Origin of the sequence: Pseudomonas sp. CJQ_9 (genome assembly GCF_043106615.1) — a bacterium.
GTDB classification, from domain to species: Bacteria; Pseudomonadota; Gammaproteobacteria; order Pseudomonadales; family Pseudomonadaceae; genus Aquipseudomonas; species Aquipseudomonas juntendi.
The window spans coordinates 140,755-156,756 of record NZ_JBICMS010000083.1; the positions used below are offsets into that span (position 1 = coordinate 140,755).

Sequence of the window (16,002 nt, forward strand, 5' to 3'; positions counted from 1 at the left end):
GCCATGGCTTCCTCGATGATCAGCCTGGCTGACGGTACCGTGACGTTTCTGCCGCATCGCCTCAACCGGCAACCGGTGGTGGTGCGCGGACTTACAGCGGATGAATTGTGGATCTGCGCCGGGCTGTCGGGCGCGGCGGGGTTTTTGCTGGGGTTGGGGCTGGCCTGGGTGGCGCACAGCATCGCCCTGCTGCCTACCTGCATCGTTGCAGCCATTGCCGTGGGGGTGTTCGCAGGCGGGGGGATGCTGCGGCGGTTGAAGCGAGGCCGCCCGGACACTTGGCTGCACCGCCGCCTGCACAGCTGGAGCTGCCAGCGGTATCCGGGGCTGACACAGCGTCTGGGCTTTTCTGGCTTGGTCCAGCGTTCCGGCTTCTGGACCACCCGTCGGGGTGCGCGATGAGCCGTTTCAAGAACGAGGTGTTGCACCTGCAGGCGCATGTGCGGACCCTACGTATGGGCCTCGGCGCGTTGTTCCTGCTGGCCCTCGGCCTGAGCGCAGGCTGGTGGAACGCGCCACGCGACCTGACCCTGCACATCCCGCCCGACCTGCGTTCGGGCAGCACCCGCAAGTGGTGGGACGTGCCGCCCGAGTCGGTGTATGCCTTCAGCTTCTACATCTTCCAGCAACTGAACCGCTGGCCCACCGATGGTGAGCAGGACTACGACCGCAACCTGCAGGCGCTGTCGGCCTACCTGACACCCAGCTGCAAGGCCTTTCTGCAACAGGACTACGACTACCGGCGTAGCACTGGTGAACTGCGTGAGCGTGTGCGGGGTGTCTACGAGATCCCAGGGCGTGGTTATGGCGATGACCCGACCGGCCGAGTGAAGACGATCAGCCGGGATGACTGGCGGGTGACCCTGGACCTCAGCGCCGACGAGTACTACGGCGCCGAGCAGGTCAAGCGCGCCTTGGTGCGCTACTCGCTGAAGGTCGTGCGCCTGGATATCGATCCGGAACGCAATCCGTTTGGCTTGGCCTTGGACTGTTACAGCCAGGCGCCGCAGCGCATCACGACGCCGGCAGCGGCAACCCCTCCCGCCCCTTCCTCTGGAGAAACCGAATGAAGCCTGTCCTGAGGCTTGTCCTCATTTGTGGAGTGTTCGGCTGGACCTCTGGCAGCCAAGCGACTGAAATCATGCGCTGGGAGCGGCTGCCGCTGAGCATTCCGCTGGTGGTCGGGCAGGAGCGCGTGATCTTCGTGGACCGTGATGTGCGCGTGGGCCTGTCGGCCGGGCTCAGTGAATCGTTGCGTGCGCAAAGCGCAGGCGGTGCGGTGTACCTACAACCACAGAGCGAACTCGCACCGAGTCGTGTGCAGTTGCAAGACATCCAAACGGGCGAGCTGATCCTGCTCGATGTTTCTGCGGCACCCGCCATCGAAGGAAAGGCGGCGCTGGAGCCGATCAAGATCATCAGCACTTCGACTCTCACCACTGAAGAGGAAAGCGCTGTTCCAACGTCTGCAACTCCAGTACCGGTCGTCCTGACCCGCTATGCCGCCCAAAGCTTGTACGCCCCGCTTCGCACGGTCGAAGCGCTGCCCGGTGTACGCCGAGCCAGGCTGCCTGCGGACTTCCAGCTACATACCCTGCTACCCAATCAGTTGATCGAGGCCCGGCCACTCGCCGCCTGGCGGTTGGGGCAACATTGGGTCACCGCCATCCACCTGCGCAATCAATCTTCGGCCTGGATCGACCTCGACCCGCGAGAACTGCAAGGCGATTTCGCAGCGGCTACGTTCCAGCATCCCCGACTGGGCCCTCGCGGCCGCGCCACCGACACCTCTGTGCTGTACCTAGTCACACAAGGCCGCGAGCTGAGCAAGGCATTGCTGCCTCGCATCAGTCCCATCGATGCCGCCCTCAACCTGCCACGGCCGAGCGATACCGAGGAGGTGCCCGATGAAGAGTAATCGCCTGCTCAAGTGGCTCATGGTGCCGCTGGCACTCGTGGTGGGTTTTGTTGTGCTCAAACTACTGAGTGCGGAGGACGCCGCGCCAAACGCTAAGGGCCACCCCGAAACGCTGTCCCCCGAAGAGATGAAAGCCCTCGGCATCGAAGGCGATACCCCGCGCGACACCGTGGCGACCCTGGTGGCCCAGGTCAAGCAGCTGCGCAACGAGCTGCAAACGGCCCTGAATGACAACAAGAATCACAAGGCCGATAACGAGCGCCTGCGTCAGCGTGAGCAGGCCATCGATCAGCGGGTACAGCAGGCGCTGGACGGTGAGCGCGACCGCCTGCGGGAGGAGCGCAGTGCGATCGCCGGCGACCAGCAGCAGACGCTGGGGTTGCTCAACGAACTGCAACGCCGCTTGGATTCGATGGGCCAGCCCGGTGGCAATGTGGAGCTGCCCATCGGCCTGGGCTTGCAGGACGGCGATGGCGAAACGTTCAAACGTGACGAGGTGCGCTGGATCGAACCGGATGACCGCAGGCCCAGCGAAAATGGCAAGGCCAACGGTGCGAAGGGCAGTACTGGCAGCGGGTTCAGCCTGCCCAAACTCGAAGCCGCTGCTGACACGCTGACTGAAAGCAGCGCCAAAGCCATCGGCGTATCCAGCCACAAACCGTTCTACACCGTCCCCGCCAACAGCACCCTGATGGGCTCGATTGCCATGACTGCACTGATCGGCCGGGTACCAGTCGATGGCACGGTCAATGACCCCTACCCGTTCAAGGTGGTCATCGGCGCCGACAACCTCACCGCCAATGGCATCGACCTGCCAGAGGTGACCGGGGCCATCGTCAGCGGCAGCGCCTCAGGGGACTGGACTCTCTCCTGCGTTCGCGGGCAGATCCGCTCCATCACCTTCGTGTTCCAGGACGGCACCATTCGCACGCTGCCGGAAGAGCGCCAAGGCCAGGCGCTGGGTGCCACCACCGACGGCGGGCTGGGTTGGATCAGCGACCCCTACGGCATCCCTTGTGTCGCAGGTGAGCGCCGCAGCAACGCTCAGCAGTACCTCACCTCCCAAGCGCTGATCACCGCTGCCGGCGCCGGCGCGGCTTCGTTGATCAAATCCGACAACGGCACTGCCTTCGTCAGCAACGGCAACAACACCTTGGGCACGGTCGGCATCTCCAGCGACGAAGCCATGGGCCGCATCCTCAGCAGCGGCGTGCAAGACATGTCGCAGTGGGTGAACAAACTGTACGGCCAGGCCTTCGCAGCGGTGTACGTAGAACCGGGCGCCAGGGTCGCCGTGCACATCGAACAACCGCTCACCCTCGATTACGACCCCACGGGCCGCAAGGTCGATCACACCCTGGAGAACCGCCATGTCACGCCGCTCGACTAAGTTTCTGGTGCTGGTGGTTGCCACCGGTATGACGGGATGTGCGACAAACTCGGAAAAGCTGCTGACCCATGGGGGCCGCAGTATGGACCAGGTCTGGCAGCAAGAGACCGGTGGTGATCCCTCCCAGCGGCAATTGCTCGATGCTCGGCAGGCGCTACGCCGACCGCTCGATGAACCAGACGACCATCGCACTGGCTCAACCTACACACGCACCGCCCAGAACGAGATCTACCGCCAGTTCCAGCGGCTGCCCAATCCTGATCTCGTAATGTACGTGTTCCCGCACCTGGCGGGCAGTGATCCGGTACCGGTACCCGGCTACAGCACCGTCTTCCCGCTGTACCAGCGCGTGCAGTACGCCCTGCCGGGCGAGCGCATCGAGGACTACTGACCATGCGTTGGCCTTGGAATCAGCCGACGGCGGAGTGTGAAGCCGGTGGACCCGATGCCTGGGAGCGCTACTTGGCGCGGCTGACCGAGCACGGCATTCCCGTGCCGGGCAGTTTTCCACGGCGCCCTGCCACCTCGCAGGACGAACAGGCCCTGTACGAGGTGGCACCATCCTTTGTGGATCTGTTGCCTTGGGTCGAATACCTGCCCGGATCTCAATGCATGCTGTTGGAAGACGGCCAGTCCGTCGCTGCCTTCTTTGAACTGAAGCCGGTCGGTACGGAAGGCCGGGAACCCAGCTGGCTGCTACAGGCCCGCGATGCCGTTGAAAACGCTCTGCAGGACAGCTTCGACGAATTGGACCAACACCCCTGGGTCGTCCAGTTCTATGCCCAGGACGACACTGACTGGGACAGCTACCTCAATGTGCTGCGCGGTTATCTTCAGCCACGGGCCGAGCGCAGCGCGTTCAGTGCGTTCTACCTGCAGAGCTTCGCCCATCACCTGCAAGCTATCGCCAAACCGGGCGGCTTGTTTGAGGACACCGCCCTTACCCGCCTGCCCTGGCGAGGGCAAAATCGGCGTGTGCGCATGGTGGTGTATCGCCGGGTAGGCGGCGCTGAGACGGGGCGTCGGCATCAAACGCCCGAGGACGCCCTTACAACGGTATGTGAGCGTCTGATCGGCGGGCTCGCCAATGCCGGCGTAGGTGTTCAGCGCATGCAAGGAGCTGCTATTCATGACTGGCTGCTGCGCTGGTTCAATCCGCACCCCGTCCATCTGGGAGCCAATCCATCGGATCGCGCACGCTTCTACGGCCTGGCCAGCTACCCCGAGACGGGCGAGCCTGATGAGCTGGAACTGGCCAGCGGCACCGATTTCTCGCAGCGGTTGTTCTTCAGCCAGCCGCAGTCGGATGCCAATGCCGGGACGTGGAACTTCGACAACCGCCCCCATCGCGTTGTCGTGCTCGACCGCCTGCGCTCCGCCCCACTCACCGGCCACCTGACCGGCGAGACGAAAAAGGGCGATGCCATCAACAGCCTGTTCGACCAACTGCCCGAAGGCACAGTGATGTGCCTGACCTTGGTGGTGAACCCACAGGACGCATTGGAGGCCCACCTCAACCACCTGAGCCGCAAGTCGGTGGGCGACACCCTGGCCTCGGAGCAGACCCGCGCTGACGTGCAGGAAGCCCGTGCCCTGATCGGCAGTGCACACAAGCTCTATCGCGGCAGCCTGGCGTTCTACCTGCGAGGCGAGTCGCTGGCCGACCTGGATGCTCGCGGTGTCCAACTGGCGAATGTGCTGCTCAACGCCGGCCTGCAACCCGTGCGCGAGGAAGACGAGGTGGGCCCGCTCAGCAGCTACCAGCGCTGGCTGCCCTGCGTGTTCGATCCCGCCCAGGACAAGCGCCAGTGGTACAGCCAGCTGATGTTCGCCCAGCACATCGCCAACCTCTCACCTGTGTGGGGCCGTAGCCAGGGGACTGGCCATCCCGGCATCACCTTTTTCAACCGCGGTGGCGGGCCAATCACCTTCGACCCGCTGAACCGCCTGGATCGGCAGATGAACGCCCACCTGTTCCTGTTCGGCCCGACCGGTGCGGGGAAGTCAGCAACCCTCAACACCCTGCTCAATCAGGTCACCGCCATCTACCGGCCCCGGCTGTTCATTGTCGAAGCGGGCAACTCCTTCGGCCTGTTCGGCGACTTCGCCAAGCGGCTGGGCATAAGCGTGCACAAGGTCAGGCTATCTCCGGGCGCCGGCGTCTCCCTAGCACCGTTCGCCGATGCCCGACGACTGGTCGAGACACCCGGTCAAGTGCAGACCCTCGACGCCGATAACCTAGAAGAGATTGCCCTTGGAGAGGGCGACGAGCAACGCGATGTCCTCGGCGAACTGGAGATCACCGCCCGCCTGATGATCACGGGCGGCGAGGACAAGGAGGAAGCGCGCCTGACCCGAGCCGACCGCAGCCTGATCCGCCAGTGCATTCTAGACGCCGCGCAGCGATGCGCTGGAGAAGAGCGCCCGGTACTCACACAAGACGTGCGTGATGCGTTGCGTGATCGCGGTGGTGATGTAGGTCTTCCCGAAGCCCGCCGCAACCGCCTGCAGGAAATGGCCGAGGCCATGGACCTGTTCTGCCAGGGCCTGGACGGCGAGCTGTTCAACCGCCCCGGCACGCCCTGGCCCGAAGCCGATATCACGATCGTGGACCTGGCCACCTTCGCCCGCGAGGGCTACAACGCCCAGCTGTCCATCGCCTACCTGTCCCTGCTCAACACCGTCAACAACATCGCCGAGCGCGACCAGATGCTCGGCCGGCCAATCATTAACGTCACCGACGAAGGCCACATCATCACCAAGAACCCGCTGCTCGCCCCCTACGTGGTCAAGATCACCAAGATGTGGCGCAAGCTCGGGGCGTGGTTCTGGCTGGCCACGCAGAACCTCGACGATCTGCCCAAGGCCGCCGAACCGATGCTCAATATGATCGAGTGGTGGATCTGCTTGAGCATGCCTCCGGATGAAGTGGAAAAGATCGCCCGTTTCCGCGAGCTGAGCCCGGCGCAGAAGGCGCTGATGCTGTCGGCACGTAAGGAGTCGGGCAAGTATTGCGAAGGTGTGATTCTGTCCAAGTCGATGGAACTGCTGTTCCGCGCCGTGCCGCCGAGCCTGTACCTGGCCTTGGCAATGACGGAACCCGAGGAAAAAGCCGCCCGTCATACCCTCATGCAACAACACGGCATCAGTGAACTCGATGCGGCCATCCGCATGGCCCAGGACATCGACCGTGCCCGCGGGATCGAGCCATTCAATCTGGAACTGCCAGGAGCAACACCATGCGCAAACGGATAACGGCGAGCAATCTGAAATGGGCCGGTGGTTGGCTCGCCGCCGCAGTTCTAGCGCTGTGCTGGTGGCTACCGCTGCCCTTTCGTTCCGCCGCCAATGACGGCCCACCCTGGATCTATGGCAACCCTGAGGCGCGCTTCACGGTCATGCTGTATGCCGACCTCGAATGCCCGCACTGTCGGATCTACCTGCCGCAGCTGCAGCGCTGGATCGTCACCAACGATCACGTCAACCTGGCGTGGCATCACCTGCCTCTACCTCAGCACGAACCTGCCGCCAGCCGTGAAGCGCGCCTGGTCGAGTGCGTGGGCCAGCTCGAAGGCCGGGAGGGCTTCTGGGGCGCAGTGGTCTGGGTCTACCTGCACACTCAAGGTAATGGACGGGGGTTGTCCACCGACACCACGTATCCCGGCTCGACGCCAAGCCTGCAACGCTGCCTGTCTGGCGAACAGGTGGCCCAAACGGTGGAGGCGCAGAAAGCGGAAGCCGTGCAGAACGGATTGAATGCCACGCCCATCCTGCGCCTGGTCGACAATCACACCCGCCACACCCTGATCCTGCACGGCCCCATCGAGCCCGACGCCCTGCTTTCAGCGGTGGACCTGTTGAGTGCACCCGAGATTTCCGAGATGCCCGCTGACGTGATCAGCGACATGCCCAGGTAGCCCACGTTCGTCACGGCTACGGCACCGCGCTGTGGTGTTGAACGCAGTTATCCCCGCCCACACCGGGCCACATCGTCCTTTTCCCAACGGGGTTTCGACCCCTTGGGGTGGAACCTTCTTTTCGTCCCTGGAGGTTCCATGTCGCAGTCTTATCCGAGCAATGAATGCCTGGTCTCGTCCTTGTCCGTCGCCGAAGAACGCCTGGTGTCGCGAGCCATCAACGTCCTGGAAAAACGCCTGTTCCAACGCGGCCCCCGGATGTACAACCCGGTTGTGACCAAGCGCTACCTGCAGTTGCAGCTGGCCCGCCGCAAGAACGAGGTGTTCGCCGTGATCTTTCTCGACAATCGCCATGATGTACTAGCTTTCGAGATCATGTTCGAGGGCACCATCAACGCCGCCACGGTTCCGCCCCGACGTGTCCTGCAGCGCTGCCTGGAAGTCAACAGTGCAGCGGTGATCCTCGCGCACAATCACCCCTCGGGTGAGGTGTTGCCCAGTGAAGCGGACAAGACCCTCACCCAGTCACTGAAGCAGTTGCTCAGCCAGGTGGATGTAAAGGTGCTGGATCATTTCATCGTCGGCAGCGGTGAAGCCTACTCTTTCGCCGAACATGGCGACCTGTAAGCCTCATCCCCGTTAGCACAATGCCGCGGCATTGTGCTAACTCTACCTTCCTCCCCCTGCCGGAATCATCGCCATGACGCAGGCAACTCGATTGACCCTGAATCTCACCGTCGAACAGGAAAACATACTTCGTCAAGCTGCTGAGGCCGCAGGCACCTCGCTTGACTCTTTTGTACTCAACAGCGCCTGCCGCGTAGCCACACAGATCCTGTCGAATCGCGATCTGGTCTTGCTCGACAATGCCCAGGCCCAGTCGTTCATTGCGCTGCTTGATCGCCCCGCGCAAGACAACACCCGCCTTAAAGATCTCCTGTCACGCCCTACCCCGTGGGCGTGATCAACTACTGATGCAGAAGGCGCTGAGCCTCGCATTTTCCACAGGTATTAAGAACCCTATGAAACTTAGCCAACATTGCGCCTGATCATGGTTTGCCCGGTTAAAGTGATGTCAAATTGACACAGGTCTATATCGCTACGGCTTCAGCGTTGCGCTCCAGGCCTGATCTCTAACCAAGCAAAAGGACGCGCTATGACCGATGCTCTCAACAAACTTGCCTCCGACTTCCGGCTCCACGAGCTTTTTGGTGACGACCGACTCGCCACCGCTACCCAAGTTTGGATTCTGGAGATCGAGCGTGCAGGATTCGCCGAACTGCGATTCCTCTACGGCCGATCATTGCCAGGTACCTACCAGTCCCACAAGTGGAGCGGAACCACCAGCAGCAAGACGTCCGTCTACGATGGCTGCTCCGCCAGAACCCATGCCTTGGCGCTGCACACCTCGACACAGCAACTCAAGATTTTCCTGGAGCATTTCCTTGACGGCGCGACACTGCAGGCCGCCAGCCAACTGGCCGACCTCCAGCTCGATGACAAGCTGAACGCCAAGGTGGGCGCAGCCCTCTTCGGGGGCAGCCCTGTCGCCCGCCCGGTCATGCACCTACCTACCCGCGATTTCTTTCAGTTCCGCACCAGCCGCCTTAGCCCGACCAGCTATGCCAGCGTGGACAGCGCCGCGATCTCATCCGACGCTAAGTCTGAAACTTTCAGCATGGCTGAGGGGTTGGATCGTAAGATCGCAGAGGCCGCCTGCCAGAGCCTGAACGCAGATACCGGACTGGACTTCGCGGCGCTGGATGCCTGGCGTATAGGGGACTTTGAGTTCATCTGTATCCCCGGCCAGAATCGCGCCGAAAAGAGCAAGTTCGACATCACGTTGAAGGGTGACGACGCCTCTCTCAAACTTTCCGAGCCACTGACTCAGGATGCAGCCGACCTCTTGATTGTGGTGAATGCCTACAGCGCCGACAGTGTCCTGGCCACCCACACGGCTCGACTGGACAAGCATCAGGAATACCCACTGAAGCATAGCTTCAGGCTTGAAGCGTTCGTGACACAGATTTGCACATCATTTACCTTGGAAATCTACGCGCTCAGTGACCTCGGCGACTCCTTCCTGGTGCTCCAGACCGGCAATTACTTCGTCCGCAGCATGAGCCTGAACATGATGATGGTCGAACCTATCCACTCGAACGAAAAGCTGAGCTGGTTAGGGAAACGCGTCCCACCGAAAGAACAAGCCAAGCTTCAAGCCACCGCACGAGTCGGCCGTGCGCTACGAGACTCGCGCTCACAGTTGGGCGGCCATACGGACGATCCCTGGGTAACGCTCAACAGTGCCATCGAAACAACCATGAGTCAGCTCTGCCCCAAGGCTTCCAAAGGACGCTTCTTCCTTACGCTCACCGACAGCGGCGGTACCAGCCGGATACAACTGACGGAATGGCTTCGTAAGATTTTCGAGAACCATCATGACGCTCAGATTGCCTGGTTCGACCCATTCATGGAGGACGTAGGCATCGATCTGCTTCATCGTATGGGCACTGCGGCAGGCGACTACCTCATCATCACGACCGAGAAGGAATCGAAGGACGACGCCAAAGCAGGCGCTGATCAGCCTAACCGCATTCAGAACCTGCTCGACCAGTGCACGGGGTGGGGCAACGGCTATTTCGGCAATGTTCGCCTCAAAGTGCTCGCTGTTCCGGAAAGCAAGATCCATGATCGAATGATCCTGATCCGATCAGCCAGCGGCCGCCCGCTAGCCGGCTATCAGCTGTCCAACTCGATACAACGCGCCAATGATAACTACCCACTGTTGGCGACACCCATCCCTCTGGATGTGATGCCGCACGTTTTCGAGTACTGCGACCAGATCATTCAAAGCATGCTGCACGGAGAAGGCAAAAAGACACCTACCGCCAAGCTGATCTTCGACTCGACCTCATTCGTCAGAACCGAAGATGAAGACGGAGAGCCGGATGGCTTGAACCATCGCTCCTGCTTTACTGATGCCCCTCGGGCGGGCGATGTGCTGGCTTGGTGGCTCGATGACCAGGAACTTGCAGGGTTGACTGGTGCTGAGTTGATGGCTCAGCTGGAAACCAAGGGCAAGGTCAAGGATGGGAAGCTCAAACCGGAACAGTTTGACCGTGTCCCGGCCAAGTTCTGGACCGAAGGTTTGCCTCTCGAAGATTTCCACTCAGCCTGGGATGCTCTTGGCTATGTGCTGGCGTACTGCCAAGGGGGGCAACTGTACACAGAAGAGCACAAGCCTTTCCCGCAGGCGCTGCAGAGTGCCTTGCTCGAACACCTCGACCCTGCACGCGAAGCTGCTTTACAGCCCAGGGCCCGGAAGGCGCTGCTGGATCTTGAGCACTACCGCTTGCAGGACCTCACCAAACTGCTGCTTTCCACTGCTGATCCCGACGCGGCCTTCCGCTACACGCCAGTTGATACTTCATGGAGTGACTACTACGCCCTCAAGCTACTCTGGTCACATGCACCACAAGCACTGGTCGACTGGTTGAGCAAAATTTGTGCGCAACCTGTCAAGGGCCTGCGTCGCAATATATTGGTCATCGAGGCCTTTAAACACATTTGCCTGTCGCTTGGCTTCGACAAACACCCAATGCAAGTAGAAGCCCTCCTGCGCAGCGAGACAAGCATGGTCACCTGGGTGGGGTTGCATGCGTTCAAGGATGCGATCAACAAAGGCGCATGGGGCGTTGAGACACTTGACGCTATCGACCAGATAGTACCTGCCAGCGCTCACCGAACCATTCTTTGCTGGCTGATCAATGAAGCGAACTATGATGAATCGGACGTCAAGCACCAGCTGATTGCCAAGCTGACCCAATCACTTCAAGGGCCACTGTCTGATCAAGAACTTCAAGACATCCTGCAGCCTGTGCGCGGGCGTCTCGGAAGGCTGCATCACTTCACGCCTTGGATTTTGGAGTCACTGCTTGTTCCCATGCTCGAACAGAGAGCGATAGACACGGCTCAGGTCTCCAGAGAATGGTTCAATGAACTGGCAAGCCAATGGCGTGGCTCACTGAAAGACAACAACAGCCTGTATTTCAAGCTGGAAGCAGACGGCGCGTTCACTGACGAACTTGCCATACTGACCCGCTATTTGGCGCCAGAGGAGCAGAAGGCGATCGTCACTGAGCTGTGGAAGATCTTCAATGCGTTGGCCCGGACAATTCGTCAACCTTTCAGCGCTCAGATTAGCTGGCAATCGCACATTCGAGCGCATGAAGTGAACCTCTGGCTCTATGCATTGGCTCGACGTATCGACGCACTGGTTGACATTGATGCAACCCCATCATTGGCCGAACTTCTAATTGAGAGTGAGGAAATCATTGATCGGCTTCCCGATACCTACCGTGACTATGCCACCAGCACCGAACTGCTCACCTACATGAAAGGTGACCCCGACCAACTCAAGTCTCATAGCTTGAGCCATACCATTCACAAGGCTATTTCTAGCGGCCAGTAAGCCGTATCTGTGCTGCAGGTGCCTCGCTTTGCTGGGGCACCTGCCAGCCCTGTGCAAACAATACGAAACCTCTCCGTACCTATTGATTGAGGTTTCGATTCTCCATGCCTGATCCAATCGCCAGCATCCACGCTCGCAGGATTCGATCATGGCCGCGCTTCGCTTTCTCTCCCTTCGCCGCAGTGTGCTGGCAGGACTTCTGGGCCTCCCTGCCGCCTCGATGGCGCTCAGCACTGCTGACATCACCGCCTCGACGGCTTCTCCTGATTGTTTGACCTACCGCGTCGTCGGCATCTGTTACTGGCTGTTCTGCACGCCTTATGGCTGTCAGGTCCGCACTTCGACCAAGGTTCGCCACTACATCCCCGATGCCGTGGTGTCGAGCTACGCCAACACCGGCGAGACCCCATGGCGCGAGGTGCGCCGCTTCAGCCCGGCCACCGCCCAGGCACAAAGTGGCGCGGCCAACACGGCAGGCAACAGTCACGAATCCCCTGCCCTGCGCTTCAAGAATGCCGACGTAATCGGCCACCCTGGAGGCTGGGCCTTCAGCCAGTTCGCCGGCCAGTCCGGCTACACCTGTGCCGGGGCCGGCACCGCCTTCATGCCCTACCTGCTGAGCACGCTCGATACCTTGGCCTGGCGGCACGGTATTCCCGAAGCCGTTTACCCCGAGTCGCTGACACCGGGCCGTCGCGAGATCGGCAGCCGTACTGCGTCTGACCTCTGGGGCAACCTCTATCCAAGAAGTGGCTTCGTCCAGCAGACCGACGATTACAAGGCCGCCGCCGTGGTCGCTCAGCGTGCCGGCGACATCGTGACCCGCCGCGGGCAGGTGCACGTGTACCAGCCGCTGCTGGCGGACAAGCAAGATGGCTACTGGCCGGCAGGCGAGCTGAAAGAAGGGGATGCTTCAACCGGCAAATGGCAGGAGCTGACGCCAACCGCCGCCTCAAACTGTGCCGTGTTCCCGCGTCAGGAAAAGCAGGTTCAAGCCGAGCAAAGCGACTTCGCCTGGGCGCTATGGCGCCCCTACAGCTGCTGTGAGCAGGCTGGACAGATCTTCCTGGGCAGTGTCGATACCGAGGGGGCCGACCGATGAACGCTACCTCGCGCAGCCTGCTGGTAGCGCTTCTGGCCGTCACCAGCACGGTGCACTCAGCCGACACCCCTAGGACCAAAACCACCTATGAGAACAATGGCAGCGTGCTGGGCGACGACGTGCTCTACAGCATCGGCGGCGGCAGCGCGGTGTCCATGAGCGGCGCAGCGGACATGCGCAGCATCGGCGTGGGGGTGGGCTGGAACAGCAACCTGATCTGCGGAAACATGGACCTCAGCGCCACCTTGCAGAACCAGCTCAACGGCGTGACCAACGGCTTTCAGTCGATCATGAGTTCGGTGATCCAGAACGCCACCAGCGCCGTGGCCTCGCTGCCAGCGATGATCATCCAGCGGGCCGACCCCGCGCTGTACAACCTGCTAAATAACGGCATCCTTCAGGCCCGCCTGGACTTCGACCGCTCCAAGGCCAGCTGCCAGGCCATGGCCAACCGCATGGCCGACATGGCCGGGGCCCAGCTGGGCTGGGACCAACTGGCTCAGGGCCAGGCCCTCGGCCAATCGACTGCCGGTCAGAACACCGATGCGGTGGCCGCCATCGAACAGTCGGAACAGGAACGCGGCAACAAGGGCGTGCCCTGGGTCGGTGGCCAGCAAGCGGGCGGTCAGGGCCAAGCCCCCATTCGGCTGATCAGCGATGTCAGCCGCGCCGGCTACAACCTGCTCAACGGTCGTCAGGTTGGCGATCGCTCCAGCATCGGCCGGGATCGCTGTGGCAACAGTTTGAGTTGCCAAACCTGGGACTCGCCGCAAGCTGCGGCCGACTTCGCTACCCGCGTGCTAGGCGAGCGCGAGCAGCGCACCTGCGATGGCTGCAGCAAGACCCAGACCACGCCCGGCGTTGGGCTCACCCCGCTGATCCAAGAAGAGTACGAAAAGAAGCTCGACGCCCTGCAGGCCCTGGTCAAGGGTAGCGCTGATCCAGCCGCCGAACAGCTGGCCGAAGCCGGCAGCCAATCCCTGCCCATCACCCGCGGGGTGGTCGAAGCCCTGCGCGATGAAGCCGACAGCGGCCTGCTGACCCAGCGCCTGGCGTCCGAAGTGGCCCTGGCCAGCGTCCTGGAAAAAGCCCTGCTGTTGCAACGCACCCTGCTCACCGGCCGCAAGGAGCCCAACGTCGCCATCAACGATCTGGCTCAGCAGGCCATTGGCAGTGAAAGCGACACCCTGACGCAGGAAATCAACAACCTCAAAACCGAGCTGGAACTGCGTCAGACCCTGGCCGGCAGCTCACCGATGGTGCTGATCCAACGGCACAGCACCCGCAGCAGCGGTTCACGGGGCGTCTATGAAGGGGATTCCACCCGTAATCGCCTGGATCAGATCGAAAAGTACCCGCAAACGGGGGCACGGCCATGAAGCTGCGACAGCCATTGAAGCGTGTAGCCCTGATCACCGGGACGGCCCTGCTGGTGCTTGCCATCGGAACAGGCATCAGCCTGATCGGTATCGAACTGACCGGTGGCGTGATCGAGTGGCGCCAGTGGCTCGCCGACCACACCGGCGCCTTTCGCATCTGGCGCCTGGCCCTATACGCCGCCGCACTCGCCTACTGGATCCACCTTCGCCGCACCTTTCCCCTTCACCCTAGGCAACACCAGCGCCTCCTGCGCCTGGAATGCACAGTAATCGCTGTCTTGGTGCTGCTTGAACTGCAATCGTTCGGAGGTACGCCATGACGCTCTACACCAACGACTACCTGGAGTATTACCTCACGCTGGTCGGCTGGATCATCGGCAATGGCATCTGGGACGTGCTGGTGGCCAGCGGGATCGTCGCCCTGCCCATCGTGGTAATGGTCACACAGGAATGGCTCAAGGCCCGTAGCGAAGGCGCTGACGAAGGCAACAAGGGGCTGCTCTCCACCCTGCGCATCGAGGGCCGGCTTTACGTGGCAATGGCCGTGATCTATTTCGCCTGCATACCGGCGATCCCGATTGACCTGGGCACCCTGGAGTACGACACCTCACGCTCCACACAATGCCAGGTGCAAGTCGCCACCCCGCAGCAGACACGCTGGTCCAAGAGTTTCACCACGCTCAACAACCAGAGCGCTCAGGTGCCTATCTGGTGGTTCCTGGTCCACGCGGCCTCCAAGGCCGTCACAGGTGCCGCTGTTGCAGCCATCCCCTGTGGCACCGACCTGCGGCAGATGCGCATGGACATCGACGCCACGCGCATCCGCGATCCCCTGCTGGCTCAGGAAGTCGCCGACTTCAGTCACGCCTGCTACGGCCATGCACGGGCGCGGCTGTTCATGAAACGGCCGAACCTCACCGAGGCCGACATGGACGAGGTGAACTGGATCGGTTCGAAGTTTTTCCTGAACACGCCCGGCTACTACGACTACTACCACGCCAAGAGCCCGATGAAGGCCTGGGACTATGACCCCAAGCGCGATGCGGGGCTGGCCCAGATCGAAGGCGCAGGCGGCTATCCAACCTGCAGCCAATGGTGGAACGATGCCGGGCGCGGACTGCGTGCACGCTTGATCGATCAGGTTGATCCTGGGCTGTTGTCGAACCTTGCCAAATGGGCCGGTTTCCTCAACCAGACCGAAGCCGATGACGCAATGATCCGCACCCTCGCCTCTCCGCGTCAGCAGGCGTTGAACCAAGGCTCGGTATACACCGATTACGGCGGGCAGGTGGCGATGACAGCACCGAACATCGTTACACGCGGCGTTAGCGATTTGGGACTCACAGTGGGCTCACTTGGCTACTTTCCAGCGATGGATGTTGTTCGCCAGGCGCTGCCCATGGTGTTGTCCTTCCTGAAGATGGCCCTGGTGATCTGCATCCCACTGGTCATGCTGTTCGGCACCTACGATCTGAAAACGTTGATGACCGTAACCTGCGTGCAGTTCGCGCTGTTCTTCGTGGACTTCTGGTTCCAACTGGCGCGCTGGATCGACAGCACCATCCTGGATGCACTCTACGGATGGGACTCACCGCACAGTAACTTCAACCTACTCATGGGGCTCAACAATTCGTTCGGTGACATGTTGCTGAACTTTGTCATGGCATCGATGTTTTTGGTTCTTCCCACATTTTGGGTTACAGCCCTGACCTGGGCGGGAGTTCGTGCAGGCAGCTTCCTACATGGGCTGGGTGATGGCGTATCCGACGCAAAAGTCGCAGGCCGCAGTGGAGGAGAGCTTTTGAAACAGAAGCTGAAATGAGCA

At 61.4% G+C, this 16,002-nt stretch carries 14 protein-coding genes; all 14 read left to right on the forward strand.

Annotation, left to right across the window (positions count from 1 at the left end; genetic code table 11):
• Positions 1-3 precede the first annotated feature (3 nt).
• The 14 genes from ACF8SD_RS16790 to ACF8SD_RS16855 all read left to right on the forward strand — a co-directional run bounded on the left by ACF8SD_RS16790 (position 4) and on the right by ACF8SD_RS16855 (position 15,999).
• Positions 4-402: a TIGR03750 family conjugal transfer protein gene (locus ACF8SD_RS16790; protein WP_392484774.1), complete on the forward strand. Its 399-nt coding sequence runs from the start codon at positions 4-6 to the stop codon at positions 400-402.
• Complete coding sequence (locus ACF8SD_RS16795) at positions 399-1,070, forward strand: PFL_4703 family integrating conjugative element protein (protein WP_392484775.1); 672 nt, start codon at positions 399-401, stop codon at positions 1,068-1,070. Before ACF8SD_RS16790 ends, ACF8SD_RS16795 begins: the two co-directional genes overlap by 4 nt.
• Positions 1,067-1,918, forward strand: coding sequence for a TIGR03749 family integrating conjugative element protein (locus ACF8SD_RS16800; RefSeq protein WP_392484776.1), 852 nt, complete (start codon positions 1,067-1,069; stop codon positions 1,916-1,918). Before ACF8SD_RS16795 ends, ACF8SD_RS16800 begins: the two co-directional genes overlap by 4 nt.
• Entirely contained in the window at positions 1,908-3,308 is a 1,401-nt protein-coding gene (locus ACF8SD_RS16805) for a TIGR03752 family integrating conjugative element protein (protein WP_392484777.1), read from the forward strand. The genes ACF8SD_RS16800 and ACF8SD_RS16805 overlap by 11 nt, the downstream gene beginning before the upstream one ends.
• A complete protein-coding gene (locus ACF8SD_RS16810) occupies positions 3,289-3,699 on the forward strand; it encodes a TIGR03751 family conjugal transfer lipoprotein (protein ID WP_392484778.1) in 411 nt (136 codons plus the stop codon). Before ACF8SD_RS16805 ends, ACF8SD_RS16810 begins: the two co-directional genes overlap by 20 nt.
• Positions 3,700-3,701: 2 nt before the next feature.
• Entirely contained in the window at positions 3,702-6,563 is a 2,862-nt protein-coding gene (locus tag ACF8SD_RS16815; RefSeq protein WP_392484779.1) for a conjugative transfer ATPase, read from the forward strand.
• Positions 6,548-7,225, forward strand: a complete 678-nt coding sequence (locus ACF8SD_RS16820) for a DsbA family protein (protein ID WP_392484780.1) — start codon at positions 6,548-6,550, stop codon at positions 7,223-7,225. Before ACF8SD_RS16815 ends, ACF8SD_RS16820 begins: the two co-directional genes overlap by 16 nt.
• 138 nt (positions 7,226-7,363) lie before the next feature.
• A complete protein-coding gene (locus ACF8SD_RS16825; protein ID WP_392484781.1) occupies positions 7,364-7,852 on the forward strand; it encodes a JAB domain-containing protein in 489 nt (162 codons plus the stop codon).
• Positions 7,853-7,925: 73 nt separating this feature from the next.
• The gene (locus tag ACF8SD_RS16830) at positions 7,926-8,189 is read left to right on the forward strand and encodes a DUF1778 domain-containing protein (RefSeq protein ID WP_392484782.1); all 264 of its coding nucleotides are present in this window, start codon (positions 7,926-7,928) and stop codon (positions 8,187-8,189) included.
• A gap of 192 nt (positions 8,190-8,381) precedes the next feature.
• Complete coding sequence (locus tag ACF8SD_RS16835) at positions 8,382-11,696, forward strand: VPA1262 family protein (protein ID WP_392484783.1); 3,315 nt, start codon at positions 8,382-8,384, stop codon at positions 11,694-11,696.
• A gap of 148 nt (positions 11,697-11,844) precedes the next feature.
• Positions 11,845-12,798: a TIGR03756 family integrating conjugative element protein gene (locus ACF8SD_RS16840; protein ID WP_392484784.1), complete on the forward strand. Its 954-nt coding sequence runs from the start codon at positions 11,845-11,847 to the stop codon at positions 12,796-12,798.
• Positions 12,795-14,177, forward strand: coding sequence for an integrating conjugative element protein (locus ACF8SD_RS16845; RefSeq protein WP_392484785.1), 1,383 nt, complete (start codon positions 12,795-12,797; stop codon positions 14,175-14,177). Before ACF8SD_RS16840 ends, ACF8SD_RS16845 begins: the two co-directional genes overlap by 4 nt.
• Positions 14,174-14,497: a hypothetical protein gene (locus ACF8SD_RS16850; protein ID WP_392484786.1), complete on the forward strand. Its 324-nt coding sequence runs from the start codon at positions 14,174-14,176 to the stop codon at positions 14,495-14,497. The genes ACF8SD_RS16845 and ACF8SD_RS16850 overlap by 4 nt, the downstream gene beginning before the upstream one ends.
• Positions 14,494-15,999 (forward strand): conjugal transfer protein TraG N-terminal domain-containing protein, encoded by a 1,506-nt coding sequence (locus ACF8SD_RS16855; protein WP_392484787.1) that lies wholly within the window; start codon positions 14,494-14,496, stop codon positions 15,997-15,999. The genes ACF8SD_RS16850 and ACF8SD_RS16855 overlap by 4 nt, the downstream gene beginning before the upstream one ends.
• Positions 16,000-16,002 lie beyond the last annotated feature (3 nt).